This is a genomic window from Brevundimonas sp., assembly GCF_035627475.1.
Taxonomy (GTDB): Bacteria; Pseudomonadota; Alphaproteobacteria; order Caulobacterales; family Caulobacteraceae; genus Brevundimonas.
The window spans coordinates 19,679-45,618 of the sequence record NZ_DASPLR010000013.1; the positions used below are offsets into that span (position 1 = coordinate 19,679).

A 25,940-nucleotide genomic window follows, 5' to 3' on the forward strand; every position below is an offset into this window, starting at 1 on the left:
TAGCAGAGCGGCCTCAGGGGCGCGAAAGCGCCAGCTGCACGACATTGGTCCGCCCGATGCGGAAGCCGGCTTCGCAATAGGCGAGATAGAATCGCCACAGGCGGCGGAAGCGCTCGTCGAAGCCGCAGCGGCGGCTGATGTCGTCCCAGGCCGCCTGGAAGCGCTCGTCCCACAGCCTCAGGGTCTCGGCGTAGTCCTGGCCGAAGCGCTGGACGGCGCGCCAGTCCAGGCCGGCGGCGGCGACGACGGGCTTGAGGGCGGCCTCCGACGGCAGCATGCCGCCGGGGAAGATGTATTTCTGGATGAAGTCGGTACGCCGGCGGTAGCGGTCGAAGGCCGCGTCCTCGATGGTGATGATCTGCAGGCCGGCGCGGCCGCCGGGCTCGAGCACGTCGTGAATTCTGGCGAAATAGGCGGGCCAGTATTCCTCGCCGACCGCCTCGAACATCTCGATCGAGGCGACCCGGTCGAAGCGGCCTCGGACGTCGCGGTAGTCGATCAGCTGGATGTCGGCCCGTTCGGACAGGCCGGCGTTGAACATCCGCCGGCGGGCGAATTCGTATTGTTCGCGCGAGATGGTGATGCCGGTGACGCGGGCGCCGACCTCCCTGGCGGCGAACTCGGCGAAGCCGCCCCAGCCGCAGCCTATCTCGAGCACCGACTGGCCGGACCGGAGGTCCATGGCGCGGGCCAGGGCGGCGTATTTCTGGCGCTGGGCCGCCTCCAGCCCCATGCCGCGGCGGATGAAGCGCGCCGAGGAATAGGTCATCGAGGGGTCGAGCCAGGCGGCGTAGAAGGCGTTGCCGATGTCGTAGTGGGCGTGGATGTTCTTCTTCGAACCCGAGCGGCTGTTGCGGTTCATGCGGTGCGACAGCCAGTGGACGGCCTTCATCACCGGATTGCCGCTGGTCAGGCGGCGGAAATTGTCCTGGTTGCGCGCCAGGGCCTCAAGCAGGTGGGCGAGGTGGGGCGTCTCCCACTCCCCGGCCATATAGGCCTCGGCGAATCCGATATCGCCTGACGCGAGGACCCGGCCCGCGAATCGGTAATCGCGGATTTCGAGCGTCGCCGAGGGCCCCGGCTCGCGTCCCTCGAGGATGTGGCTGGAGCCGCCGGGCAGGCGGACGGTGAGGCGGCCGAAGGTCCAGTTGGACGCCAGCAGGCGCAACAGCAGGCCGAACCCGCGCGGCGTACGGGCGGCGGCCTGCTGGAGATCGACGGTCACCGTCGTCATGCCGTCAAGGTTGGGTCGGACCGGTCGGCTCGTCAATCCCCGGCGTGCGAGCCGGGGGCCATGGAGCGAAGTGCCTCGAGGGCGCGGTCGCGGGCGGCGGCGTGGTCCACGACCGGTTTCGGATAGTCCTGGCCGAGGCGGACCCCGGCGGCCCGAAGGATCTCCGGCGGAGCCGTCCAGGGGGCGTGAAGCCAGCGGTCCGGCAGTCGGGCCAGCTCCGGAATCCAACGGCGGACGTAGCGGCCGTCAGCGTCGAACTTCTGACCCTGGGTGACCGGGTTGAAGATGCGGAACCAGGGGGAGGCGTCGGCGCCGGAGCCCGCCACCCACTGCCAGTTCTGAACATTGCTGGCGAGGTCTGCGTCGACCAGCGTGTCCCAGAACCAGGCCTCGCCGGCGCGCCAGTCGACCAGCAGATCCTTGACCAGGAAGGAGGCGACGATCATGCGGACGCGATTGTGCATCCAGCCGGTCGTCCACAGCTGGCGCATGCCGGCGTCGACGACTGGATAGCCGGTGCGGCCGCGCTTCCAGGCCTCCAGGCCGTCGGGATCGTCGCGCCACGGCATGCGGTCGTATTCGGGCCGGAAGGCCGTATCGGTCATCTGCGGGAAATGGTGCAGCAGCTGGGCCGAGAAATCGCGCCAGCCCAGTTCGGCCACGAACTTTTCGGCCTCGGCCGGGGCGACGCGGCCGTCGCTTGCGGCGCGCCGGACCGCCTCGGCCGCCCGCCACGGATGGATCTCGCCCCAGTGGAGGTGGGGCGACAACCGGCTGACCGCCGGCTCGGCCGGGTGATCGCGGCCCTTCGAGTAGGACCTCAGGCCGCGCTCGACGAAGGCCGTGAGGGCGGCCGCGGCGCCGGCCTCGCCAGGCGTCCAGTTGAATCCGCCGGCCCAGTCGGGCGCCGTCGGGCGCAGGGCCCAGGCGTCGAGGGTGTCGCCGGTCAGGCCGGAGACGGCCTCGATGGCACCCGGCGCGGGCATAGGAGGCGGCGGCGCGGCGACCTCGAGCAGCGCCCTGAAGAAGGGGGTGAAGACCCGATACGCCCCGCCCGAGCCGGTCCACACCGCGCCGGGACGGGCCAGCAGCGCGCCGTTGTAGCCGTGGCACTCGACGCCGTCGGCTTTGAGGGCGTGGGCGATGTCGGCGTCGTGCACGAAGGCGTCGGGCTCGAAGCGGCGGTTCATGAACACCGCATCGGCGCCGGTCTCGGCGATCAGGCGCCGCAGTTCGGTTTCCGAATCACCGCTGCGGAGAAGGAGGCCCGCGCCGCGCCGGTCCAGGTCGGCGGCGAGCGCGCGCAGCGAGCCCTCCAGCCACCAGCGCGAGGCCGCGCCGATGCGGCGCACGGCTGGACCGTCATCGAGGATATAGACCGGAATCAGCGGGCGGCCCGTGCGCATGGCGTGGTCGAGGGCCGGATTGTCGGCGAGGCGCAGGTCCTGACGGAACCACAGGATGACGGGCGCCGGTCTGGTGGTCATGCGGTCGGGCTCCGTGATAGCTTGCGTCTCACGCTGTCACACGCCACCTGATCGCCGCATAGGTGCGGCAAGGGCCGCGCGTCGCCAAGTCGCAATTCCGGGAAGCTCGCCGTGTCCAAGCCCAACGCCATCATTGACATCAAAGACGGCCTCAAGCGGCCGGTGAGCATCGGCGGCGGACAGCGCATCGTCTTCATCGCCGGGCCGTGCCAGCTGGAAAGCCGTCAGCACGCCCTGGAAATGGCTCATGCGCTGAAGGAGATCGGCGAGCGGCTGAACGCCGGGATCATCTACAAGACCAGTTTCGACAAGGCCAACCGGACCAGCGCCAATGCGGCGCGGGGACTGGGGCTGGCAGGCTCGCTGCCGATCTTCGCCGAGATCCGCGAAAGCGTCGGACTCCCCGTGCTGACCGACGTCCACAACGAGGCGCAGTGCGCCGAGGCGGCCCAGGCCGTCGACGTGCTGCAGATCCCCGCCTTCCTGAGCCGCCAGACCGACCTGCTGCTGGCCGCCGCGGCGACCGGAAAGGTCATCAACATCAAGAAGGGCCAGTTCCTGGCGCCCTGGGACATGAAGAACGTCATCGCCAAGGTGGTCGGGGCGGGCAATCCGAACGTCATGGCCTGCGAGCGCGGGGCCAGCTTCGGCTACAACACCCTGGTCAGCGACATGCGGGCGCTGCCGATCCTGCGCGAGATCGGCTGTCCCGTGGTGTTCGACGCGACCCATTCCGTGCAGCAGCCGGGCGGGCAGGGGACGTCTTCGGGCGGCCAGCGCGAGTTCGTGCCGGTGCTGGCCCGCGCGGCCGTGGCCGTGGGCGTCGACGCGGTGTTCATGGAAACCCACCAGGATCCGGACAACGCGCCGTCGGACGGGCCCAACATGGTGCCGCTGAACCAGTTCGAAGCGCTGTGCGCCGACCTGATCGCCTACGACGACCTGACCAAGGCGCGGATGGCGAAAGCCGCCTGAATCCGATAGGCGGGAGTCATGAGTGAACGGACTCTCGATCTTGGCGGACTGCAGGCGCTGCTTGAGCGCGTGCGCGGGCTGAGGGTGGCCTGCGTCGGCGACCTGATGCTGGACCGCTATGTCTATGGAGAGGTCGACCGGATCTCGCCCGAGGCGCCGATCCCGGTGCTGCGCATGCGGCGGACGACGGCCATGCCCGGCGGCGTCGGCAATGTGGCGCGCAACGTGGCGGCGCTCGGCGGCGTGGCGCGGCTGGGCGCCGTGGCGGGCCGGGACCCGGCGGGCGACGAGCTGGCGGCGCTGATCGCGGCCGAACCCGGCATCGAGGACGTGGTGGAGCGGCGGGCCGGGGTGGCCACCATCGTCAAGACCCGCTTCGTCGCCGCCGGCCAGCAGCTGCTGCGGCTCGACGAGGAGGCCGCCGCTCTTATGGGCGAGGAAAGCGCGGCGTTTGCAGGTGCTTCCGTCTATCTTCTGTCGGACTATGCGAAGGGCGTGGTCAGCGATCTGGTCATCGGACAGGCGCTGAAGGCAGCCCAGGACAGCGGCGCGCCGGTCGTGGTCGATCCCAAGGGCCGCGATTTCGCCCGCTATGGCGCCGTCGATCTGATCAAGCCGAACGCCAGCGAACTGGCCGGGGCCACGGGCCTGCCGGTCGGCTCCGACCAGGAGGTCGAGGCGGCGCTGGAGGCCCTGCTGCAGGCGACCGCGGCGAAGGCCGTCGTGGTGACCCGGGCAGGCAAGGGTATGAGCCTGATGCGGCGCGGCGAGGCTGTGCAGCATTTCCCCGGCCGGGCGCGGGAGGTGTTCGACGTCTCGGGGGCCGGGGACACCGGTCTGGCCGCGCTCGGGCTGGCGCTGGGCGCGGGGGCGTCGCTGGAGACGGCGGTGGAGTTCGCCATCCTCGCCTCGGGCGTGGTGGTGGGCAAGGCCGGCACCGCCGTGGTCACCCCGGCCGAGCTGATCGACGCCGAGATGAGCCAGCACGCCGCCGGCGCCCACGCCAAGGTCATGCCGCTGGAAGAGCTGGCGCATGTGGTCGAGGGCTGGAAGCGGCAGGGGCTGAAGGTCGGTTTCACCAACGGCTGTTTCGACATCCTGCACCGCGGCCACGTGGCCTATCTGGCCCAGGCGCGGAGCTGGTGCGACCGGCTGGTGGTGGCGCTGAACACCGACGATTCGGTGCGCCGGCTGAAAGGCGAGGGGCGGCCGATCAACGATCTGGACAGCCGGGCCGTGGTCATCGGCGGTCTGCAGAGCGTGGACCGGGTGACCTCGTTCGACGAGCCCACGCCGCTGGCCCTGATCGAGCGGCTGCGGCCCGACGTGCTGATCAAGGGAGCGGACTACACCCGCGAGGGCGTGGTCGGCGGCGACCTGGTCGAGAGCTGGGGCGGCGAGGTGAAGCTGGCGACCTTCGAGGACGGCTATTCCACCACGAAGACGATCGAGAAGATGAAGGACGACAGATGAGCCGGCGGATGATCGTGGTCACCGGCGGGGCCGGCTTCATCGGCTCGAACATCGTCGCCCGGCTGTGCGCCGAGGATCGGCGGGATGTCGTCGTGTGCGACCGGCTGGAAGCGGCGGCGCTGGGCAAGTGGAAGAACATCGCGAAACATCCCGTCGCCGACTTCTGGCAGCCGGAAGAGCTGTTCGAGCAGCTGGAACGGCACGCCGAGCGGATCGAGGCCGTCGTCCACATGGGGGCGATCTCGTCGACGACGGAGGCGGACGCCGACCTGATCATCCGCACCAACTTCACCCTGTCGCGGGACATCTGGGACTGGTGCGCGCTGAGGGACGCGCGGATGGTCTACGCCTCGTCGGCGGCAACCTACGGCGACGGGGAGCAGGGTTTCGAGGACGACGACAGTCTTGAGGGGCTGGCTTCGTTGAGGCCGCTAAACGCCTATGGCTATTCGAAAATGCTATTCGATCAATACGCCGCGCGGCAGTCGGATCGGGGGCAGTCGCCGAGCCAGTGGGCGGGACTGAAATTCTTTAACGTCTACGGCCCGAACGAGTACCACAAGGGTGGCATGAAGTCGGTCGTGGCGCAGATCTGGCCGAAGGTGGCGGCGGGCGAACCCGTGACCCTGTTCCGCTCGCACAATCCGGCCTACGCCGACGGCGGCCAGCTGCGCGACTTCGTCTTCGTGGACGACGTGGTCGACATCGTCGACTGGCTGCTGGAGACGCCGGCGGTGTCGGGCGTGTTCAACGCGGGCTCGGGGCAGGCGCGGTCCTTCCTCGACCTGGCCAATGCGACCTTCGCGGCGGCGGGCAAGGAGGCCCGGGTCGAGTACGTCGATACGCCCGAGAGCATTCGCGACAAGTACCAGTATTTCACCGAGGCCCGGATGGAGCGGGTCCGCGCCGCCGGCTTCGGCGGCCAGTCGACGCCTCTGGAAGAAGGCGTGCGGCGCTATGTGCAGGACTTCCTGGCCACGGCGGACCCGTATCGATGAAACGGCCGAAGCTGACCTTTCGCCAATGGGTCGGCTGGATCGGCTTCGCGCTGGTCTTCCTGCTGACCGCCGCCTCGGCGGTGTGGCGCGGCGACATCCTCAGGGCCGGGCTGAACCCGCAGGCGCCCTTCCAGACCTATGTGCCGCCGCCGGCGCCCGACTATGGACGCCCCGGCGCCTGGGCCTTGCGCGAGGCGCGGGCGCCCGATTCCGGTCCGGCGGCCGTCTTCTTTGTGCACTCGACCACCTTTGACGGCGGGCGCGACTGGAACGGCCCGATCGGCGATCCGAAAGCCGACGCCTATCTGCGTCGGGTGGTGCTGCCCAACTACGCCGGACCTTTCGCCCGTCTGGGATCGGTCAGCGCTCCAAGATACCGGCAGGGCAGCCTCTATACCCGGCTGACCCTGAGGGAGGATGCGCGCGAGGCCCGGGCCTTCGCCTACGGCGATATCGCCGCCGCCTTCGAAGCCTGGCTGGCGCGCCATCCAAGCGGTCCGATCGTGCTGGCCGGGGTCGAGCAGGGCGGCGAACTGGTCGAGCGGCTGCTGCGCGAGCGGGTGGCGGCCGATCCGGCGCTGCGCCCACGGCTGGTGGCCGCCTATCTGATGGATGTGGTGACTCCCGTGGACGGCCTGTCGTCACAGATCCCCGCGTGCGGGCAGCGGACCCAGACCGGCTGCATCGTCGGGTTCTCGCCGGTCGGCGAGGGCAATGACGGCGCGGCCCGGCGGCGGTTGCGGCGCGCCCTCGTGTGGGACGCACGCGGTCGCCTGGTCGAGCTGGGCGAGCGCGAGGCGCTGTGCGTCAATCCGGTGACCGGATCGACCTCTACCGCGCCGGTGGAGGCGCGGCTCAACCGGGGCGCAACCAACGCCACGGGCCTGGAGTGGGGCGCCCATCCGGCCCTGCTGGCCCGCGAGATCGCCACCCAGTGCCGTGACGGCCTGCTGCGCCACACGGAACCGAAGTCGGAGTCGTTCCGCCAGGCCGGCAGCTGGGCCGACCGAAGAAAGTCGCGCCCATACAACCTGTTCTATGGTGATATTGAAGCGGACGCACAGGCGCGCCTGGCGGCGTGGAGCGCGCAGCGGGCCTCCTAGTCGATGCCGGGCCGGTCGTTGCGCCAGTCGAACAGAGCTTCCAGCACCTTGACCGCCTCGCCCCGCGGGGAGGTCAGGTCCGGGTCGCGGCCCAGCACCAGCCGGGCGTCATCGGCGGCGGCGAGCAGCAGTTCGCGGTGCCGGATCGGGTCGGCGAAGCGGTAGGCGGGGAAGCCGCTCTGCTTCAGGCCCAGGGGGTCGCCGCCGCCGCGCAGGCGGAAATCCTCCTCGGCGATCTCGAAGCCGTCCTCGGTGCGACGCAGGGTCTCCAGACGGATGCGGGCCGTCTCCCCGAGCCCGTCGTCGCCGCCGCCGTACAGCAGCAGGCAGGTGCTGGCGGCCGTGCCGCGCCCGACCCGGCCGCGCAGCTGGTGCAGCTGGGCGAGGCCGAACCGGTCGGCGTGCTCGATGACCATGATCGAGGCGTTGGGCACGTCGACCCCTACCTCGACCACGGTCGTGGCGACCAGCAGGGGCGTGCGGCCATCGGCGAAGTCGGCCATCACCGCCTCGCGCTCCGCCCCTGGCATCTGGCCGTGGGCGAGGCCGACCTCGACGCCGAGGATGCGGCGCAGGTCCGCGGCGCGCGCCTCGGCGGCGGCGAGGTCGGAGGCCTCGCTCTCGGCCACCAGCGGGCAGATCCAGTAGGCCTGGGCGCCGCTGTCGAGCGCGGCCTTCAGCCGTTTCGCGACCTCGCGGATACGGGCTTGCGGCACGACCGCCGTGGTCACGGGGGTGCGGCCGGGCGGCTTTTCCGTCAGGCGCGAGACCTCGAGTTCGCCGTACTGGGTCAGCTCCAGGGTGCGGGGAATCGGGGTGGCGGACATGGTGAGCAGATGAACGCCGCCCGTGCGCGGGTCGCCCTTGGCCTGCAGCCGTTGCCGCTCGTTGACGCCGAAGCGGTGCTGTTCGTCGATCACCGCCAGGGCCAGCCGGTCGAAGCGGACGGCGTCCTGGAACAGGGCATGGGTGCCGATGGCGACCTTGGCCTCGCCCGAGGCCAGGGCGGCGAGGCGGGCGCGGCGCTCGGCGGGGGTGTCGCGGCCGGTGAGCAGGACGGTGGGCACGCCGGCGGCCTCCAGCAGCGGCGCCAGACGCTGCCAGTGCTGGCGGGCGAGGATTTCGGTCGGGGCCATCAGGGCCGACTGGAAGCCGGAAGCGGCGGCGTCGGCCAGCGCCAGGGCGGCCACCGCGGTCTTGCCGGAGCCGACGTCGCCCTGCAGCAGGCGGCCCATCTGTTCGCCCGAGGCGAGGTCGCGGCGGATTTCGGCGATGGCCTGTCGCTGGGCGCCGGTCAGCGTGAAGGGCAGGGCGTCCAGAATGCGCTGCGAAGGCCCGTCGGGCGCGATCACCGGCGCGGGGGTGATCTGGCGGGCGCGGCGGCGGCGGGCGAGGGCCAGCTGGTGGGCGAGGAGTTCGTCGTAGGCGAGACGCTGGCGCGCCGGGGCGTCGGGCAGGAGGTCGGGCTCGGCGGCCGGAGCGTGCAGGGCGGCGAGCGCGGCGCGCCAGCCGGGCCAGCGGCGTTTGGCCATCCAGGCGGGGTCCTGCCATTCCGGCAACTCCGGCGCATGCTCGAGCGCCCCCTGGACCAGCTTGCGGATGACGCGGGAGGTCAGGCCCTGAGTGGCCGGATAGACCGGCTCGACCGCGGCGATGTCGCCGGCCTGGGCGAGGGTGAAGACGTCGGGATGGACGATCTGGACCTCGTTGTTGAAGCGCTCGACCTTGCCCGAGACCAGCCGGCGCTCGCCTCTGGGCAGCAGTCGGTCGATGTGCTGGGCCGAGCCGCCGAACCAGATCAGGTGGACGAAGCCGTCGGCATCGGTGGCGCGCACCTTGATCGGGGCGCCGGGCTTGCCGGGGACGATCAGGCGGTCGACGACGACGTCGAATACGCCGACGAGGCCTTCGACCGCCGTGGTGGCGGTCATCGGGCGGCGAACGATCAGGCCCGAGGGCGACAGGAACAGCAGGTCGCGGACCAGCGGACCGGCCAGCTTCTGCACGAGCGGCAGGATTTTCGGCCCCACCCCCTTCAGGGTGGAGACCTCGGCGAACAGGGGAAAGAGACTCGGCGGCCGCATCCCTGACAGCATAGCTGGCGAAAGCCGCTCTGGAACGCTATCTCACCGCTCTTCATTGAAGTGCCCTGCGCTCGCCGCGCGGCGGCTCGCCGCCAGAGGGCGCTTCTTACGATTTCCACCGGGCAAGGAAGCTTGTGGCCGATACCGACGCGCGTCTGAAAGAGAGACTGGGCCGCATCGCCTTCAGGGCGTGGCGGCGGGGCTTCCGCGAGGCCGACCTGGTGCTGGGCCCGTTCGTGGACCAGGTAGGGCCGACCCTGGACGAGACCGAACTGGACGCTCTGGAGGCCCTGCTGGCGCAGGACGACGACCATCGTCTCTACGCCTGGATCATCGGCACGGAACCCACGCCCGAGGCTCACGACACATCGGCGATGACCAAGATCCGGGCCTTCATGCGCGATCATGTCGCCGCGGCGGTGGCGGAGGGCGCGGGCTGATGGACGCGCAGGTTTCGAGACGCAGCGACCAGGAGCTGGGCGGGGCGCCGGAGGGGCTGGACGCCCTGACCGTCGCCGAGCGGCTGCGCGCGGACGGCGGCGTGGCCGCCTTCGTGGCCCGCGACTACGCCCGCATGGGCGAGTTCGTTCAGGCATTCCGCTTCTTCGCCGACGACATTGAAGTGGTGGAGTTTCCTGCCTGGGACTGCCTGCCCTACGACCGGTTGAGCCCGACCTCGTCGGTGTCGGCCGAGCGGATGGCGGCGCTGACCCGGCTGGCCCAGCGGGCGCCCGACGACAGCAAGCCCCTGCTGGTCGTCACGACCGTCGGGGCGGCGATGCAGCGGACGCCGCCCCGCGAGGTGACCTGCGGAGCCGGGTTCGAGACCACCGTCGGCCTCGACCTCGATACGGCGGCGCTGGAACGGTATTTCGCGAGCAACGGCTATGTGCGCGCCTCGACCGTATCGGAGCGCGGCGAGTTCGCCGTGCGCGGCGGGGTCATCGACGTCTATCCGCCGGGCTTCGAGGAGCCGGTGCGGCTGGACATGTTCGGTTCGGAGCTGGAATCGATCCGCACCTTCGATCCGGCGACGCAACGGTCGACGGGTCAACTTCGCGACGTATCGCTCGCGCCGGTGTCGGAAGCCCTGCTGGACCCCGAGAGCATCTCACGGTTCCGCACCGGCTACCTCGAACTGTTCGGCGCGCCGGGCGACGACGCGCTGTATTCCGCGGTCAGCGAGGGCGCGCGGCGGCAGGGCATGGAGCACTGGCTGCCGCTGCTCTATGCGCGGCTGGAGACGCTGTTCGACTATCTGCCGGATGACGCGCGCCTGTTCCTCGACAACCAGGTCGAGGCGGCCCGGGCCGAGCGCTGGACCCTGACCAAGGACGCCTACGACGCCCGCCGCGATGCGGCCATGAGCCAGAAAGGCCGGAATGGGGGCGGGGCGGCGTACCGGGCCCTGCCGCCGGAGCGGCTGTACCTGCCGGAGAGCGACTGGAACAGCGCCCTGGCGGGGCGCTGGTTGCGGCGGCTGTCGCCCTTCCATGGGCCGGGCGAGGACGCCGGCGGCCGGCTGGGACGCAGTTTCGCGGCCGAGCGGGCGCAGGACAGCGTCAATCTGTTCGAGGCGGTCGCGCGGCATGCCGAGGCGGTCAAGGCGGCCGGAAAGCGGGTGCTGTTCGCCTCCTGGACGGAAGGCTCGTCCGAGCGGCTGGCCTCGATGCTGGCCGACCACGGGCTTGAGCATGTGGTGGCGGTGCGCGACTGGGCCGACGTCCAGAAGGCGCCGAAGGACCTGTATCTGCGCGGCGTGCTGCCCGTGGAGCACGGCTTCGAGACCGACGACATCGCCGTCATTTCCGAAACCGACATCCTCGGCGACCGGCTGGCGCGGCCCAAGAAGAAGCGGCGGGCCTCGAACTTCCTGGCCGAGGCCTCGGCCCTGACGACCGGCGACCTGGTGGTCCACCTCGACCACGGCATCGGCCGCTATGAGGGGCTGAAGACGCTGGAGATCCAGGAGGCGCCGCACGACTGCCTCGAACTGCTCTACGCCGGCGAGTCGAAGCTGTACCTGCCGGTCGAGAACATCGACCTGTTGACCCGCTACGGCAGCGAGGCGGAAGGGGTGCAGCTGGACCGGCTGGGCGGAGCCGGCTGGCAGGCGCGCAAGGCGAAGGCGAAGCAACGGCTGCGCGACATGGCCGAGGGTCTGATCGCCCTGGCGGCCAAGCGGTCGCTGAGGACCTCGGACGCGATCACGCCGCCGCACGGGCTGTTCGACGAATTCTGCGCCCGCTTCCCCTACGAGGAGACCGACGACCAGCTGAACGCCATCGGCGACGTGCTGGAGGACCTCGGCAAGGGCACGCCGATGGACCGGCTGATCTGCGGCGACGTCGGCTTCGGCAAGACCGAGGTGGCGCTGCGGGCGGCCTTCGTGGTGGCCATGAGCGGCCATCAGGTGGCGGTCGTCTGCCCGACCACCCTGCTGGCGCGGCAGCATTTCAAGACCTTCAGCGAGCGGTTCGCGGGCTGGCCGGTCAAGGTGCGCCACCTGTCCCGCATGGTCACGGCGAAGGACGCGGCGGAGACGCGGGCGGGGCTGAAGGACGGCTCGTTCGAGATCGTCGTCGGCACCCATGCGGTGCTGAGCGAGCAGGTCGGGTTCAAGGACCTCGGCCTGGTGATCGTCGACGAGGAGCAACATTTCGGGGTCAAGCACAAGGAGAAGCTGAAGTCCCTGCGCGCCGACGTCCACCTGCTGACCCTGACCGCCACGCCGATCCCGCGGACGCTGCAGATGGCGCTGTCGGGCATCCGCGAGATGTCCATCATCGCCACGCCGCCGGTCGATCGCCTGGCGGTGCGGACCTATGTGACGCCGTGGGATCCGGTGCTGGTGCGCGAGGCCCTGCTGCGCGAGAAATATCGCGGCGGGCAGGCCTATTATGTCGTGCCGCGGCTCAGCGACCTGCCCGACATCGAGAAATTCCTCCGCGAGCAGGTCCCCGAAATCAAGTTCGTGGTCGGCCACGGCCAGATGTCGCCGACCCAGCTGGAGGACGTGATGAGCGCCTTCTACGACGGCAGTTACGACCTGCTGCTGTCGACCACGATCGTTGAGTCGGGACTGGACGTTCCGACGGCCAACACATTGATCGTGCACAAGGCCGACATGTTCGGACTGGCGCAGCTGCATCAGATCCGGGGCCGGATCGGGCGGGCCAAGGCGCGGGCCTTCGCCTATCTGACCACCCCGCCAGAGAAGCCGATGAGCCTGTCGGCCGAGCGGCGGCTGCAGGTGCTGCAATCGCTGGACAATCTGGGCGCCGGCTTCCAGCTGGCCAGTCACGACCTCGATCAGCGCGGCGGCGGCAATCTGCTGGGCGACGAGCAGTCGGGGCATATCCGCGAGGTGGGGGTCGAGCTGTACCAGCAGATGCTGGAGGATGCGGTGGCCGAGCTGCGCCAGGCGGGCGAGGGCGGCGGCGTCGTCGACCGGGGCTGGTCGCCGGCGATCAACGTCGGGGCCGCCGTGCTCATTCCCGAGGACTATGTGCCGGACCTGAACGTTCGGCTGAGCCTGTACCGCCGCCTGTCGGACGCGGAGAACAACGAGAGCCGCGAGGCGCTGGCGGCCGAACTGATCGACCGGTTCGGACCTCTGCCGGACGAGGCGAAGCAGCTGTTGCGCATCGTCGGGGTCAAGGCCAACTGCAAGACGGCCTGCATCGAGCGGATCGACATCGGGCCCAAGGGCGCGGTGCTGACCCTGCGCAACAACGAATTCCCCAATCCCCAGGGGCTGGTCGGGCTGATCCAGAAGAACCACGCCTTCTGGAAGATCCGGCCGGACCAGAAGATCGTGGTCAAGGGCGACTGGGACACGCCGGAGGACCGGCTGAAGGTCGCCGAGCGGATCACCGCCGATCTGGCGCGGGTCGCGGGAGCCGCCTGAGGTGCGCATCCGGGAGGCGACAGAGGCGGACTGGCCGGCGATCTGGCCGATCGTCGAGGCGGTCGCGCGGGCCGGCGAGACCTACACCTATCCGCGCGACCTGACGGAAGCGGGCGGACGGGCGCTGTGGATGCAGGCGCCGCCCGGGGTGACGCTGGTCGCGGTCGATGACGATGATCGGGTGCTGGGCACGGCCAAGACCGGACCGAACCAGATGGGGCCGGGCTCGCACATGGCCACCGGCAGCTTCATGGTGGCGGAGGCGGCGAGGGGGCAGGGAGTCGGCCGGGCGCTGGGCGAGGCGGTGATCGCGCGCGCGGCGGCGGACGGCTATCGCGCCATGCAGTTCAACGCCGTGGTCGAGGCGAACCGGGGAGCGGTGCGTCTGTGGCGCGCGCTCGGGTTCGAAATCATCGGCACGGTCCCGGAGGCGTTCGCGCATCCGGCCGAGGGCCTGGTCGGACTGCACATCATGCACCGGCGGCTCTGACGGCGGTCAGCAGCCCGGTGCGACCGTTTCGAAGCGTTCGTCCCACCACGCCTGCCAACGGGTCTTCAGGTCGGCGAGTTGCTCTTCCGACAGGCCGTAGGTGGTCAGGGTCAGCATGGTCGAGCCGCGTGGCTTGTTGTCGGTGGGCGGCTGGTCGACCACGACCAGCAGGCCGTCGCCCCAGGCGTCGACACTGACCCCGATCTGATGGCGGGCGGTGAACCAGACATGGCCGGAGGCCTCCGTGTCGGGTCCCAGCGGCATCGACCACGGCTCGCCCGCGGCCGGGGCGGCGTCGAGACCCAGCAGGGACCGGGCCAGCCGGTCGGCGCGCGGCGGGCCGGAGAAGAACAGGGTGCGCCGGGTCTGGCCGGGATGGCGGGCGAAGGCGAAGGCCAGCTGCCAGGTGAAGGAGATCCAGCCCTCGATCATGCCGTCGAACACGTCGGTCCATGTTCCGGCCGGGGCGGAGCGGACCACCCGCACCAGGCTGGAGTCTCCGCGCGCCTCCACCTCGTAGCGGTCGTTGACGCCGACGAAGCGGACCACCCTGCTCGCCTCATCGGCTTCTGCGTGGGTGACGAAGATGAAGTCGATCTCATCCTTGAGGCCGTCGGTTTCCCAGCCGAACCAGTCCTTGATCTTCTGCGGATCGCGCAGGGCGGCCCAGACGGCGTCGGCGGGGGCGGGGACAGCGACCTCGACGAGGACGTGGTCTTCCATGGGCTTGTCGGCGGCGGCTTCGGTCATGGCCTGGTTCCTGGAAGGGTGGGTCCGGGGGTCGAGGGCCCGTGTCGGATGAGCTCCGCTCAGGTGGAGGGGCGGATGTCCCTGGAAGCCCGCTCGAGCACGGCGGCGGGGGATTCGTCAGGCCCGACCTCGGCGACGCCGACCTCGAACTCGACCACGAACGGCGAGCGGTCCGGCCCGGCGTCGAAGGCGGTGCACCCGATCACCGCCGCGATCCGGTCGGCGGCGACCCGGCCGGACGGACCGCGGGTGGCGGGAAGGGCGAGGGCGAAGACGTCGGGCGACAGGCGGGCGGCCGTGTCCTCGGTGCGGATCAGGCGCGAGACCATGGCCCCGATCTGGGGCAGGGCGCGATCGAGCCAGCCGCCCTTGCGGGCCTCGGCCACGGCCGGGGTTTCGGACACCCGAAGCACGACGACAGAGAGGGGGCGGCGGCGCAGGCGCGCGCCCTCGGCCACCCGGGCGAGATGGCTGGCGAACAGTTCCGGTGTGAACAGGCCGGTCGTGGGATCGGTCAGACCCGAACCCCGGGCGCTTTCCAGCGCCTTGCGGATGGCCACATGACGACGGTGGTGCCGCGCCAGGGCGACGATCCGTTCGGCGGTCTCTTCCTCGGGGGTGTCGGCGGCGGCGACGTCGGCGAAGCCGCGATTGTAGAGCTCCGACAGGTTTATCTCGCCCGAGCCGCGCAGATAGAGCACGGCCGGTATGTGGTAGAGGCGGGTGTTCCGCTTCATGCCCGAGGCGATCGAAAGGGCGGGGGCGTGGTCCTCGGCGCCCCAGAGCACGGCGGCGTCGAACGGGCGCTCGTGCAGATAATCAAAGGCGGTGTAGGGGGTCGGGGCGGCGACGACGTCGCAGCCGCGCGCGACGAGGGCGTTGGACAGGGCCAGGAAGTGGCGGTCGGGCTTGCCGGCGGCCAGCACCCGCAATGGGCTGGCGTCCTCCCCGGCTGGCGGCAACGGCTCGCCCCGGGCGGCGAAGGTCGCCTCGCGGAGGGAGACCTCCTCCTCGGCGATGGCGGAGCGGACGAGATTCTCGAGGCGAAGGGCGGCCTGGGCGGCGTGGGGCGGTCCGGACATGGCGATGTCGGCGACGCCGGGCTCCCAGCCGACCGCCTCCGGGCCGATCGCCATCACCGGCAGGCGGCGCGGCGAGACGGTCTGGCGCAGGGCGGCGACGCCGGCGGCGGCGTCGGGGAGGCGGGCGTCGAGAACCACCGTCTCGAGCGGCCAGTCGATCAGGACCTGAACGGCCCCGGCCAGCGAGCGGGCCGTGACGGTGCGCCAGCCCAGCGCGTCCAGTCCCTGGCACAGGGACCCGATCAGGTCGTCATCAGGAGCGACGACCAGAATGCGCGGATCGGAAGTCACGGCGATGTCTCCAGCAGCCCTCCCACCCGGGCCGCGCTCTCAAGCGGGCGGACCATAGCGAGGGTCGCCGTGGCGAGGCAACCGGCGCGGCCATCCTTTCCCCAGCCGCGAATTGCGTTAAAGGGAGCAACATCGGGGGCGGGACAGGATACCGGTTTGCAGGCCAGGACGGATATGGAGGAGGCCGTGCGCTGGGCGACGCCCTTGCTGTGGGGTCGTCTGGCGGTCAGGGCGTTCACGCGGAGCTGGGGACGGGACGTCATGCTCTACACGGGCGGCGTGTCCTTCTTCGCCCTGCTGGCCGTGTTCCCCGCCATCGCCATCCTGATCGGCTTCTACAAGGCCGTGCTGTCGATCGGCCAGGTCAGCGAGCAGGCCGCGGCCCTGGCCGACGTCATGCCGCACGCGGCGCGGGCCATCTTCATGACCGAGATCGAACGGCTGGCCAACGCCTCGGCCCGCACCGTCTCGGCCCAGAGCCTGTTCGCCCTGATCATCGGCGGATACGCGGCGCACCGTGGGTTCAAGGCCTTGCTGGCCGGACTTAACCTGATCCACGACGAGACGGAGCCGCACGGCTTCCTGAAGTTCAATCTGCTGGCCTTCTTCGTGGCCCTGTTCGCCTTCGCTCTGTTCACGGTCGTGTCCGGCGCCGTGGTGACGTCGCGCCTGCTGGAACACACCGGCCCCGGCGCGCTGGCCGAGCCCGGCGGGATGGGCGCGGCCTTCGTCGACCTGTGGCCGGCGCTCGGCCTCGCGGTGGGCCTGACCATGCTCTACCGCTACGCCATGTCGCACCGCACGCCGGTGGCCTGGTTCCCGGCCATAGTGGGCGGCGTGGTGGCGACGGTGATGTCGACCATCTCGTCCTGGCTGTGCGCCATCTATGTCGAGCAGATCGCCCCCCTCGGCGCGACCTATGGCTCGGTCGGCGCGATCGTCGTGCTGCTGATCTGGCTGTCGTGGAACGTCAACGCCATCTTCTACGGCGGGGCGTTCGCGACCGAGATGGAGATCGTCCAGCGCTCGATGGGCGCGCCCGAACTGGAGCCGGCCGACCCGCTGCCGGACTCCGTCGTCAGCCTGTCGGAACGTCGGGCGTCTCGACCTCGATAGCCAGGACCCCGTCGGCCTCGCTGATCGAGACCACGCGTCCGCCCAGACCCGCCATCAGGTGCGGCACGTCGATCCGGGCCATCGGATCCGTCGCCAGAAGGGTCAGGCGCGCGCCCGGGCCCGCGCCGCGCATGGCCTTCTGCAGCCGCAGGCTCGGCGTTGGGCAGCGGTGGCCGCGGGCGTCGACGATCATGCGCCGATCCGGTCCAGCAACAGTTCGAGCGCCGTGCGGACGCTGTCCAGCCTGACCCGCTCCCGGCCGATGTCGCCGAAACGGCGCTCGACATGGACCAGGCCGGAGGGCCCGGCCGCGGCGAAATGGACCAGGCCGACGGGCTTGTCGGCTGACCCTCCGCCCGGCCCGGCGACGCCGGTCACCGAGACGGATACCTGCCCCCCGGATCGGGCCAGGGCCCCCTCGGCCATGGCCCGGGCCACGGGTTCGGAGACCGCCCCATGATGCTCGATCATGGTCGCCGGGACGCCGAGCAGATCGCTCTTGGCGGCGTTGCTGTAGGTGACGAAGCCCCGCTCAACGACGGCCGAGGATCCCGCCACGGCGGTCAGGGCCCCGGTGACGAGGCCGCCGGTGCAGCTCTCGGCGGCGGCGACCATCAGGCCGCGCGCCCTGGCGGCTTCGACGACCTTGCGGGCCAGCAGTTCGATATCGGCGGGAAACATGCGGCGGGGCCTTCCGAAGCGTCGGCGAGTCGGTCCAGTGTGGGGGCTGTGCGCCCGGGGCGGCGCCAGCATACGGGGCGGGCATGAGCGACACCACTGGCGATACCGGGGTTTCCGCGCCGCTGCGGCCGACGGACCGGCTGACCCCGCTGCTGTTCGCCCTGGCCATCTTCACCTCCGCCTCGCTGGTCTTCGTGGTCCAGCCGATGGTCACCAAGCTGGTTCTGCCCATGCTGGGCGGGTCCCCGGCGGTGTGGAACACGGCGATGGTGTTCTTCCAGGGCGCCTTGCTGGGCGGCTACCTCTACGCCCACCTGCTGCAGCGGGTCGCCTCGATCAAGATGCAGGTGGCGGTTCACCTGATCCTGCTGCTGCTCGCCGCCCTGTTCCTGCCGCTGCACATCAACGGCTGGCTGGGCGACCCGAACCCCTCGGCCCCGATCGGGTGGCTGCTGGCGACGCTGACCCTGTCGGTCGGCGCGCCCTTCGCCGTGCTGTCCGCGACCGCCCCCCTGCTGCAGGCCTGGTTCGCCCGCGTCCGGGCCGGCTATCCGGACGGCAAGAACCCCTACGTTCTCTACGCCGCCTCCAACCTGGGCAGCTTCCTGGCGCTGCTGTCCTATCCGTTCGTGATCGAGCCGCTGACCAATCTGTTGGGCCAGAGAATGGGATGGAGCGGCGGCTACGCCGCCTTCGTGCTGATGGTCGCCGCCCTCGCCCTGGTGGTGTGGCGGCGCCGGCTCGACCGGGGCGCGGAACCGGCCCCACTGGCCGCGACGCCGGTGATCCCGTGGCGCGAGAAGGGCATCCTGATCCTGCTCGCCGCCGCCCCGTCCAGCCTGATGCTGGGCGTGACGGCCCATCTTTCGACCGACGTCGCCTCGGCTCCCTTCCTGTGGGTCATCCCGCTGGCGCTGTATCTGCTGACCTTCGTCATCGCCTTCCAGGCCCGGCCATGGATTCCGCTGCCGATCACCCTGGTCGTGCAGGGGGCGCTCGGAGCGGCCGTGGTCCTGATCGTGGCCTTCCGGACGCTCGACATCCGGATCGCCTTCGTCCTCCACATCCTCGCCTTCTTCTTCGCGGCCCTGATGTGCCACCAGATGCTGGCCGCGCGACGGCCGCCGCCGGACCGGCTGACGGAATTCTACCTGCTGCTGTCAGTCGGCGGCGTGGTCGGCGGCGCCTTCACGGCCCTGCTGGCGCCGGTGATCTTCAACATGGTCTGGGAGTATCCGCTGGTGCTGGTGCTCGTCGGCCTGGCCCGGCCCTGGGACCGGCGGCGGCTGCGCGGCGAGGAGATCGGCGCCCTGGTGGCGGTGGCCGTGCTCTCGTTGGCGGCGGCCGGGATATCGGCCTGGATGTCCAGCGACCTGGACGCCTGGGCGGCGCTGTGGCGGATCATGCCGCTGTTCGAGCTGCAGACCCTGGGCATGCTGATCCTCGGCCCCGCCGTGGTCTGCGCCTTCCTGCTGCGCGACCGGGCCCAGGCCTTCGCCGCCGCCCTGCTGATGCTCGGCCTTTCGGCCCAGTTCGTAACCCGCGGGTATGACTACAGCTATTCGGAACGCAGCTTCTTCGGCGTCATGCGGGTGGCCAGCCAGGTCGACGACGGGCTGGGCGGCGAGGTCCACGTGCTGACGCACGGCACCACCTGGCACGGCTCGCAGGCGCGCGATCCGCGCTTCGCCTGCCAGCCCACCCTCTATTATCACCCCCTGACCCCGATCGGTCAGTCGGCGCAGATCGTCCAGGCGCGCGGACCGGCCAGGATCGGCGTGGTGGGGCAGGGGTCCGGGACCATGGCGGCCTACAAGCGGGCCGAGGACTCCCTGACCTTCTTCGAGATCGATCCCATGGTCGACCGGATGTCGCGCGATCCGCGCTGGTTCACCTACATCTCGGACTGCGCGCAGGGCGAGGTGCGGACGGTGCTGGGCGACGCGCGGCTGACGCTCGGGGACGAGCAGGCCGGTTCGTACGACCTGCTGATCATCGACGCCTTCTCGTCCGACGCCGTCCCCACCCACCTGCTGACTGTCGAGGCCATCGACGGCTATCTGCGGCTGCTGAAGCCCGACGGCGTGGTCCTGTTGCACCTGTCGAACCGCAACCTCGAGATCGTGCTGCCGACCGTCGCCGCCGCGCGGGTTCTGGGCCGGCCGGCCCTGCACGGGCTCTACGTCGACAATGGTTCGCTGCCCCAGATGGCGATCGCCTCGACAGAGGCGATCGTGCTCTCACCCACCGATCGGGGCCTGGCCGACTTCCGCGGCAAGCCGATCTGGCGCGAGGTTCCCGAGACCGCCGTGCGTCCGTGGACCGACGACTACGTCAACCTGTTCGGGGCCCTGTGGCGATCGTTCCGGCCGCCGCCCGAACGGCCCTAGGCCGGCAGGTCGATGGTCGCGATGGCCTGGGCCGCGAGGCCTTCGCCGCGGCCGGTGAAGCCCATGGCCTCGGTCGTGGTCGCCTTGACGCTGACCGCATCGAGCGGGAGCGAGAGCAGGGCGGCGAGCCGTTCGCGCATGGCCTGGCGATGGGGCTTAACCTTCGGCCGCTCGCAGATCAGGGTGACGTCGACATTGACCAGACCTCCGCCGCGGGCCTGCAGCCGCTCGACGGCGTGGACGAGAAACTGGTCGGACGAGGCGCCCTTCCACTGCGGATCGGTGGGCGGGAAATGGTCGCCGATGTCGCCGTCGCCCATGGCGCCGAGGATGGCGTCGGTCAGGGCGTGCAGGCCTGCGTCGGCGTCGGAGTGGCCGATCAGGGTCTGATCGTGGGCGATCTCGACCCCGCAAAGCCAGACCGAGGTTCCGGGCCCCCAGCGATGGGCGTCGAAGCCCTGACCGACGCGGGTCCGGCGGGGAATCAGGGCCTCGGCCATGGCGAAATCCTCGGGGAAGGTGAGTTTCATCAGACGAGGGTCGCCTTCGACGACCCGAACGCGGCCGCCTGCGCGCTGAACGACGGCGGCCTCGTCGGTGGCCGGTTCGCCGGCGGGCCAGGCGGCGTAGGCGTCCGTGATCGTTCCGCGGCGGAAGGCCTGCGGCGTCTGGGCGCGCCACAGGCCGTCGCGTTGCACAGCCTCCTCGATGAACCCGGCCGAGGCTTTCCGCAGACTGTCGGCGACAGGCAGGGCGGGGAGGGCGCCGTCCGCGTCCGCCAGCGCCTCCAGCGTGCGGCGGATCACGGCGACGTCCAGCAGGGGCCTCGCCGCGTCGTGGATCAGCACAGGCCGGCCGGAGGGGCCGCCCAGCGCCGACAGACCATTGCAGACCGACTCCGCGCGGCTTGAGCCGCCCGGCGCCAGACGCCATCCCGACAGACCCTTGAGCGCCTCGGCCGCCTCGTCTCCGGCCGCCGCGGGGATCACCACCACCAGATCCTCGGCGCCGGCGTCCAGCAGCGCCTCGACCGACCAGCGGATCACGGGCCTGCCGCCGAGCCGGCGCCACTGCTTGGCGCCGCCGGCGCGCGAGCCGGAGCCGGCAGCGACCACCACGGCGGCGAAGGCGGGGAGGGAAGAGGTCATCCCGGCCTTCTAATCGCCGCTGTCATACTTGACGAGGGCGGTTCGAGCGGCGGTAAGGAGCCGATGAAGAACGGCCTGCAGATCGGCGACGTGTGGGTGCCCGGGCGGGTGCTGACCGCGCCCATGACCGGGATCACGGACCTGCCGTTCCGGCGGCTGGCCAGCCGGCTGGGCGCCGCCTATGTCGCCACCGAAATGGTTGCGGCCGCCGAACTGGCCCGGGCGCGGCCGGACGTGGTGCGGCGCGCCGCCGTCGGCGAGGGCCTGCCGCTGACCGTGATCCAGCTGGTCGGGCGCGATCCCGCCGCCATGGCCGAGGGAGCCCGGATGGCCGAGCGGGCCGGGGCGGACATCGTCGATCTGAATTTCGGCTGCCCGGCCAAGGAGGTGACAGGCTCGGCCTGCGGCTCGGCGCTGATGCGGACGCCCGACCTGGCCTGCCGGCTGATGGAGGCGGCGGTCGAGGCCACCTCGCGGCCGGTCACGGTGAAGATGCGGCTGGGCTGGGACGACGCCAGCCGCAATGCGCCGGAACTGGCCCGTGCAGCCGAGGCCATCGGCGTCCGTGCGGTCACCGTGCACGGCCGGACCCGACAACAATTCTACACCGGCGTCGCCGACTGGAGCGCGGTGGGCGAGGTCAAGGCGGCCGTTTCCGTGCCGGTGATCGTCAATGGGGACATCGTCACCGCCGAGGACGCCCGGGCGGCGCTGGCGCAGTCGGGCGCCGACGCCCTGATGTTGGGCCGGGGCGTCTACGGGCGGCCGTGGCTGGCGGCCCATCTGGAGCGGGCGCTCGCCGACGGGAGGGCGCCTGAGGAGCCCGACGCGGAGACGCGGCTGGCCATCGTCGTCGAGCACCTGCGGGCGTCGGTCGCCTTCTATGGCATGCCTCTGGGTCTGAAGATGTTTCGCAAACACCTCGGCTGGTACGTCGAGCAGGCGCCGTGGCCGGCCGATCCGGCCGAACGCCGGGCCGCCAAGGCCCGTCTGTGCCGCCTCGAGACCCCGGAGCAGGTGGAGACCGCCCTCGCCCTGCTGTGGCGACCGGTGACGCTTTCCGGCAACTCAGCTGTTGATATTGAGCCACAGTTCGCCGAAGCTGGAGCGGCATGACGGACACGCCCTCCACGGCAGCCGAACCTGACGCCGCCCCGGTCCGGGGACCGGGGCGCTGGTTCGCCGACTGGTCCGAAGAGCGCCGGCGCAACGTCTTTCTGACAGCCTACACCATCGCCTTTCTGATCACCGTGGCGGCGATCTGGCTGGTCGCCGTGGCCCCGGGGGCGAGCGGCGAGGGCGCGCGGGCGATGGCCAGCCAGGCCGTGCTCATCATTCTGGCGGTCAATCTGCTGCTGATCGGCGGGCTGGCGATCGTCGTCGGCAGGCGCGTCCTCCGGCTGTTCCAGCAGCGGACCCACGCCGGCGCGAGGCTGCACCTGAGATTCGTGACGCTGTTTTCGCTGGTCGCCCTGGCGCCCGCGGTGCTGATCGCCCTGGTGTTCGGCGTGCTGGTCAACCGGGGCGTCGACCAGTGGTTCAGCGGCAACGTCAAGGCGGCCGTCGACAACAGCGCCGAGATCGGCCGCGCCTATGTCCGCGATGTCAGCCTGCAGGTCGAATCCGATCTCGAGACCATCTCGAACGAACTCGCCGCCCCGGAAGCCCGCTCCCGCTTCGCCTCGCGGATCGAGTTCTCGGAACTTCTGGCCCAGGTGGCCGACCTGTTCGGCTATCCCGCGCTCTACATCGTCGACGGCGAGGGGCAGGTGCTGGCGCGGGGCGAACTGGCGAACGCCCCGCCTTACTTCGCCCCGTCACGGCACGACCTCGAAGAGGCCGCGCAGGGAGAAACCGCGCCCATCGACGTGACGGAAAACCCGGACACGATACGAACGCTGTATCCGCTGTCGGGCTATGGAGACGCCTACCTCTATCTGGTTCGGCCGCTGCAACCCGGGCTCGTCGCCCAGATGCGCCAGGGCGAGGCGGCGATCGTCGCCTACCGAGAAGCCCGCGAGAGCCGCGACCGCATCCAGGCCGCCTTCGCCCTCAGCTACATCGAGACCGCCCTGCTGGTGCTGGTCGGGGCCATCTGGCTGGGCATGTCCGCGGCCAGCGCGATCTCCGCGCCGATCGGGCGGCTGGTCGAGGCGGCCGATCGGGTGGCCGGCGGCGACCTGACGGCGCGGGTCGAGGGCGGCGAGGGGCCGGGGGAAATCAAGAATCTGACCGTCGCCTTCAACCGCATGACCGACGACCTGGAGACCCAGCAGGCGGCGCTGCGAGCGGCGAGCGAGGAGGCCACCGAACGCAGCCGCTTCATCGAGACCGTGCTGTCGGGCGTGTCCGCGGGCGTCATCGGCGTCGACCGGCGCCGCCGGGTGTCGGCCATCAACGACAGCGCCGTCGAGCTGTTGGCCCTGTCGGACGCCGAGATAATCGGGCGGCCGCTGGGAGAGGCGGCGCCGGAACTGAGCGAACTGGCCGGACGCGCCGAGGCCCATATCGAGGAAGAGATCGACGTCAGCCGAGGCGGCGAGACCCGCCGCCTGCGGGTGCGCATCGAGGGCGGCGTCGGCGGGGAGATGGTGCTGACCTTCGACGACATCACCCGTCTGGTCACCGCCCAGCGCAATGCGGCCTGGCGCGATGTGGCGCGACGCATCGCCCACGAGATCAAGAACCCCCTGACTCCGATCCAGTTGTCGGCCGAGCGGCTGCGCCGACGCTACCGCAAACAGGTCGGCGACGACGTCGAGGTGTTCGACCGCTGCACCGAGACCATCATCCGCCAGGTCGGGGACATCGGCCGGATGGTCGACGAGTTCTCGTCCTTCGCCCGCATGCCTGCACCGCGCTTCACGGCCGAGAATCCCGCTGAATTGCTGCGCGAGGCGGTCTTCGCCCAGCGGGTGGCCGCGCCCGGCATCGGCGTCGACCTCGTCGAACCCCTGCCAGCTGTCGTGATGCACGCTGACGGCCGCATGGTCGGCCAGGCCCTGACCAACATCCTGAAGAACGCCGGCGAGGCGGTGGCGGCGCGGCGGGCGATCGCACCCAGACCCGAGGACGGGAAACGTCCGGGCGTATCAGCGCGCCTCGAGGTTGCGGACGGCCTCGCCACCTTCATCATCGAGGACGATGGCGTCGGGCTGCCGGCGAAAGACCGCGACCGGCTGACCGAGCCCTATGTCACCACCCGGGAGAAGGGCACCGGCCTGGGCCTCGCCATCGTCAAGCGCATTTGCGAGGAACACGGCGGCGAGCTGAAGCTGGCCGACGCCGAGCATCTGACCGGCGCCCGGGTGTGCCTGGTCTTCCCCCTGAAATCTCCACTGCAAGCGGCCACGGCCGGGAGCAAGGACGCCAAGGCGTCCCGGCCTTCCACCGTCGTGGCCGGCGAATAGCGAGGCGACATGCGATCCACGGGAGCCGATATTCTGGTCGTCGACGACGAGGCGGACATCCGCGAGCTGGTCTCCGGCCTGCTCGAGGACGAAGGTCACGCCGTGCGGGTGGCGTCCAACTCCGACGAGGCCCTGGCCGCGATCCGGGCGCGCAAGCCGTCGCTGGCCCTGCTCGACATCTGGATGCAGGGCGGGGGACTGGACGGGCTGGAGCTGCTGGACGTCATCAAGGGCCTGGACCCGGACCTGCCCGTGGTGATGATCTCAGGCCACGGCAATATCGAGACGGCGGTCACGGCGCTGCAGCGCGGAGCCTATGACTTCATCGAAAAGCCGTTCAAGTCCGATCGGTTGGTGGTCGTAGTTCAGCGGGCGCTGGAGGCGTCCTCGCTGAAGCGCGAGAACCGGCGGCTGCGCGCCCAGGTGGCGGCGCCGACAGGATTCATCGGCCGGTCGGCGGCGGCGCAGGCGCTGCGCAGCACCATCGCCAAGGTGGCCCCGGCCAACAGCCGGGTGCTGATCTCCGGACCGCCCGGAAGTGGCAAGGAGCTGGTGGCGCGCCAGATTCACGAGGCGAGCGCGCGTTCGCGCGGCGAGTTCGTGGCCATCGCAGCAGCCGGCATGACGCCCGAGCGGCTCGATCTGGAACTGTTCGGCGAGGAGGGGCACGACGGCCGCCCGAGCAAGATCGGCGTGTTCGAACGGGCCCACAACGGCACCCTCTATCTGGACGACGTCGGCGACATGCCGCGCGAGAGCCAGAGCCGCATCCTGCGGGTTCTGGTGGAGCAGCGGTTCCGCCGTGTGGGGGGCGAGCAGGACGTGCAGGTCGACGTCCGCGTGATCACCTCCACCTCGCGCGACCTGAAGCAGGAGATCGCCGAGGGGCGCTTCCGTGAGGACCTTTTCCACCGTCTGAACGTGGTGCCCATCCGCGTTCCGGCCCTGGCGGAGCGGCGCGAGGACATCCAGGACCTGGTCGACTATTTCATCGAGACCCTCGCGACGTCCCAGGGCCTGCCGCGGCGACGGCTGGGCGACGACGCCATAGCGGTGCTGCAGGTCCATCCCTGGCCCGGCAACGTGCGCCAGCTGCTGAACGTGGTCCGCAACGTGGTGGTGCTGAACGACGGCGAGGTCATCCAGCCCTTCATGCTGCCGCCGCCGCTGAACAAGCCGACCCTGATCGTGCCGCCGCTGCTGGCCGACCCGCGCTGGGCCGCCATGGCGGGGCCTCTGCCCTTCCCCTTCGGCCAGGCGATGCCTGCAGCGGCGCCGCAGCCTGGACCCACGGCCGGCCAGCCCGGCGCCGCCGACC

The 25,940-nt window shown here is 70.7% G+C and carries 20 protein-coding genes; 12 read left to right on the forward strand and 8 right to left on the reverse strand.

Features of this window, described 5'->3' with window-relative positions:
• Positions 1-13: 13 nt before the first annotated feature.
• Both VEA62_RS03120 and VEA62_RS03125 read right to left on the reverse strand, forming a co-directional pair.
• Positions 14-1,234 carry a cyclopropane-fatty-acyl-phospholipid synthase family protein gene (locus VEA62_RS03120; protein WP_324818265.1) on the reverse strand — a complete coding sequence of 407 codons (1,221 nt, stop codon included), beginning with the start codon at positions 1,232-1,234 and terminating at the stop codon, positions 14-16.
• 32 nt (positions 1,235-1,266) lie between these two features.
• Positions 1,267-2,721 (reverse strand): deoxyribodipyrimidine photo-lyase, encoded by a 1,455-nt coding sequence (locus VEA62_RS03125; RefSeq protein ID WP_324818267.1) that lies wholly within the window; start codon positions 2,719-2,721, stop codon positions 1,267-1,269.
• 111 nt (positions 2,722-2,832) lie between these two features.
• On the opposite strand from VEA62_RS03125, the gene kdsA reads away from it, so the two are divergent.
• From kdsA to VEA62_RS03145, 4 genes are read left to right on the forward strand one after another with little or no spacing between them, the layout of a single operon-like run.
• The gene (gene kdsA / locus VEA62_RS03130; protein ID WP_324818269.1) at positions 2,833-3,696 is read left to right on the forward strand and encodes a 3-deoxy-8-phosphooctulonate synthase; all 864 of its coding nucleotides are present in this window, start codon (positions 2,833-2,835) and stop codon (positions 3,694-3,696) included.
• An 18-nt stretch (positions 3,697-3,714) separates the two neighbouring features.
• A complete protein-coding gene (gene rfaE2 / locus VEA62_RS03135; RefSeq protein ID WP_324818271.1) occupies positions 3,715-5,169 on the forward strand; it encodes a D-glycero-beta-D-manno-heptose 1-phosphate adenylyltransferase in 1,455 nt (484 codons plus the stop codon).
• Positions 5,166-6,167 (forward strand): ADP-glyceromanno-heptose 6-epimerase, encoded by a 1,002-nt coding sequence (rfaD, locus tag VEA62_RS03140; protein WP_324818274.1) that lies wholly within the window; start codon positions 5,166-5,168, stop codon positions 6,165-6,167. Before rfaE2 ends, rfaD begins: the two co-directional genes overlap by 4 nt.
• Positions 6,164-7,270: a DUF3089 domain-containing protein gene (locus tag VEA62_RS03145; protein ID WP_324818277.1), complete on the forward strand. Its 1,107-nt coding sequence runs from the start codon at positions 6,164-6,166 to the stop codon at positions 7,268-7,270. The genes rfaD and VEA62_RS03145 overlap by 4 nt, the downstream gene beginning before the upstream one ends.
• On the opposite strand, the gene recG is transcribed toward VEA62_RS03145, so the two are convergent.
• Positions 7,267-9,354 (reverse strand): ATP-dependent DNA helicase RecG, encoded by a 2,088-nt coding sequence (recG, locus tag VEA62_RS03150; RefSeq protein WP_324818280.1) that lies wholly within the window; start codon positions 9,352-9,354, stop codon positions 7,267-7,269. The two genes, VEA62_RS03145 and recG, sit on opposite strands and share 4 nt — an antisense overlap.
• A 134-nt stretch (positions 9,355-9,488) precedes the next feature.
• Here recG and VEA62_RS03155 point away from each other — a divergent pair, with 134 nt between their 5' ends.
• From VEA62_RS03155 to VEA62_RS03165, 3 genes are read left to right on the forward strand one after another with little or no spacing between them, the layout of a single operon-like run.
• Positions 9,489-9,794 (forward strand): succinate dehydrogenase assembly factor 2, encoded by a 306-nt coding sequence (locus VEA62_RS03155; protein ID WP_324818283.1) that lies wholly within the window; start codon positions 9,489-9,491, stop codon positions 9,792-9,794.
• The gene (gene mfd / locus VEA62_RS03160) at positions 9,794-13,264 is read left to right on the forward strand and encodes a transcription-repair coupling factor (RefSeq protein WP_324818286.1); all 3,471 of its coding nucleotides are present in this window, start codon (positions 9,794-9,796) and stop codon (positions 13,262-13,264) included. The genes VEA62_RS03155 and mfd overlap by 1 nt, the downstream gene beginning before the upstream one ends.
• A gap of 1 nt (position 13,265) precedes the next feature.
• On the forward strand, positions 13,266-13,754 hold the full coding sequence (locus VEA62_RS03165; RefSeq protein WP_324818289.1) for a GNAT family N-acetyltransferase: 489 nt from the start codon (positions 13,266-13,268) through the stop codon (positions 13,752-13,754).
• Positions 13,755-13,760: 6 nt separating this feature from the next.
• Here VEA62_RS03165 and VEA62_RS03170 read toward each other — a convergent pair whose 3' ends face one another.
• Positions 13,761-14,504, reverse strand: a complete 744-nt coding sequence (locus VEA62_RS03170; RefSeq protein ID WP_324818292.1) for a hypothetical protein — start codon at positions 14,502-14,504, stop codon at positions 13,761-13,763.
• Positions 14,505-14,563: 59 nt separating this feature from the next.
• Positions 14,564-15,877, reverse strand: a complete 1,314-nt coding sequence (locus VEA62_RS03175) for a diguanylate cyclase domain-containing protein (RefSeq protein WP_324818295.1) — start codon at positions 15,875-15,877, stop codon at positions 14,564-14,566.
• A 174-nt stretch (positions 15,878-16,051) separates the two neighbouring features.
• Here VEA62_RS03175 and VEA62_RS03180 point away from each other — a divergent pair, with 174 nt between their 5' ends.
• Entirely contained in the window at positions 16,052-16,993 is a 942-nt protein-coding gene (locus VEA62_RS03180) for a YihY/virulence factor BrkB family protein (protein WP_414641805.1), read from the forward strand.
• On the opposite strand, the gene VEA62_RS03185 is transcribed toward VEA62_RS03180, so the two are convergent.
• Entirely contained in the window at positions 16,956-17,186 is a 231-nt protein-coding gene (locus tag VEA62_RS03185; RefSeq protein ID WP_324818300.1) for a sulfurtransferase TusA family protein, read from the reverse strand. The genes VEA62_RS03180 and VEA62_RS03185 overlap by 38 nt on opposite strands.
• Positions 17,183-17,674 carry a CinA family protein gene (locus VEA62_RS03190; RefSeq protein WP_324818303.1) on the reverse strand — a complete coding sequence of 164 codons (492 nt, stop codon included), beginning with the start codon at positions 17,672-17,674 and terminating at the stop codon, positions 17,183-17,185. Before VEA62_RS03190 ends, VEA62_RS03185 begins: the two co-directional genes overlap by 4 nt.
• 83 nt (positions 17,675-17,757) lie before the next feature.
• Here VEA62_RS03190 and VEA62_RS03195 point away from each other — a divergent pair, with 83 nt between their 5' ends.
• Positions 17,758-20,064, forward strand: a complete 2,307-nt coding sequence (locus VEA62_RS03195; protein WP_324818306.1) for a fused MFS/spermidine synthase — start codon at positions 17,758-17,760, stop codon at positions 20,062-20,064.
• Here the strand turns inward: VEA62_RS03195 and VEA62_RS03200 are convergent.
• Positions 20,061-21,212, reverse strand: a complete 1,152-nt coding sequence (locus VEA62_RS03200; protein WP_324818309.1) for a bifunctional 2-C-methyl-D-erythritol 4-phosphate cytidylyltransferase/2-C-methyl-D-erythritol 2,4-cyclodiphosphate synthase — start codon at positions 21,210-21,212, stop codon at positions 20,061-20,063. The two genes, VEA62_RS03195 and VEA62_RS03200, sit on opposite strands and share 4 nt — an antisense overlap.
• 63 nt (positions 21,213-21,275) lie before the next feature.
• On the opposite strand from VEA62_RS03200, the gene dusB reads away from it, so the two are divergent.
• From dusB to VEA62_RS03215, 3 genes are all read left to right on the forward strand, one after another.
• Complete coding sequence (gene dusB / locus VEA62_RS03205) at positions 21,276-22,328, forward strand: tRNA dihydrouridine synthase DusB (protein ID WP_324818311.1); 1,053 nt, start codon at positions 21,276-21,278, stop codon at positions 22,326-22,328.
• Positions 22,325-24,622, forward strand: a complete 2,298-nt coding sequence (locus VEA62_RS03210) for a PAS domain-containing sensor histidine kinase (RefSeq protein WP_324818314.1) — start codon at positions 22,325-22,327, stop codon at positions 24,620-24,622. Before dusB ends, VEA62_RS03210 begins: the two co-directional genes overlap by 4 nt.
• A gap of 9 nt (positions 24,623-24,631) precedes the next feature.
• Positions 24,632-25,940, forward strand: a 1,309-nt coding sequence (locus VEA62_RS03215; protein WP_324818317.1) for a sigma-54 dependent transcriptional regulator, incomplete at its 3' end; no start/stop codon positions are given.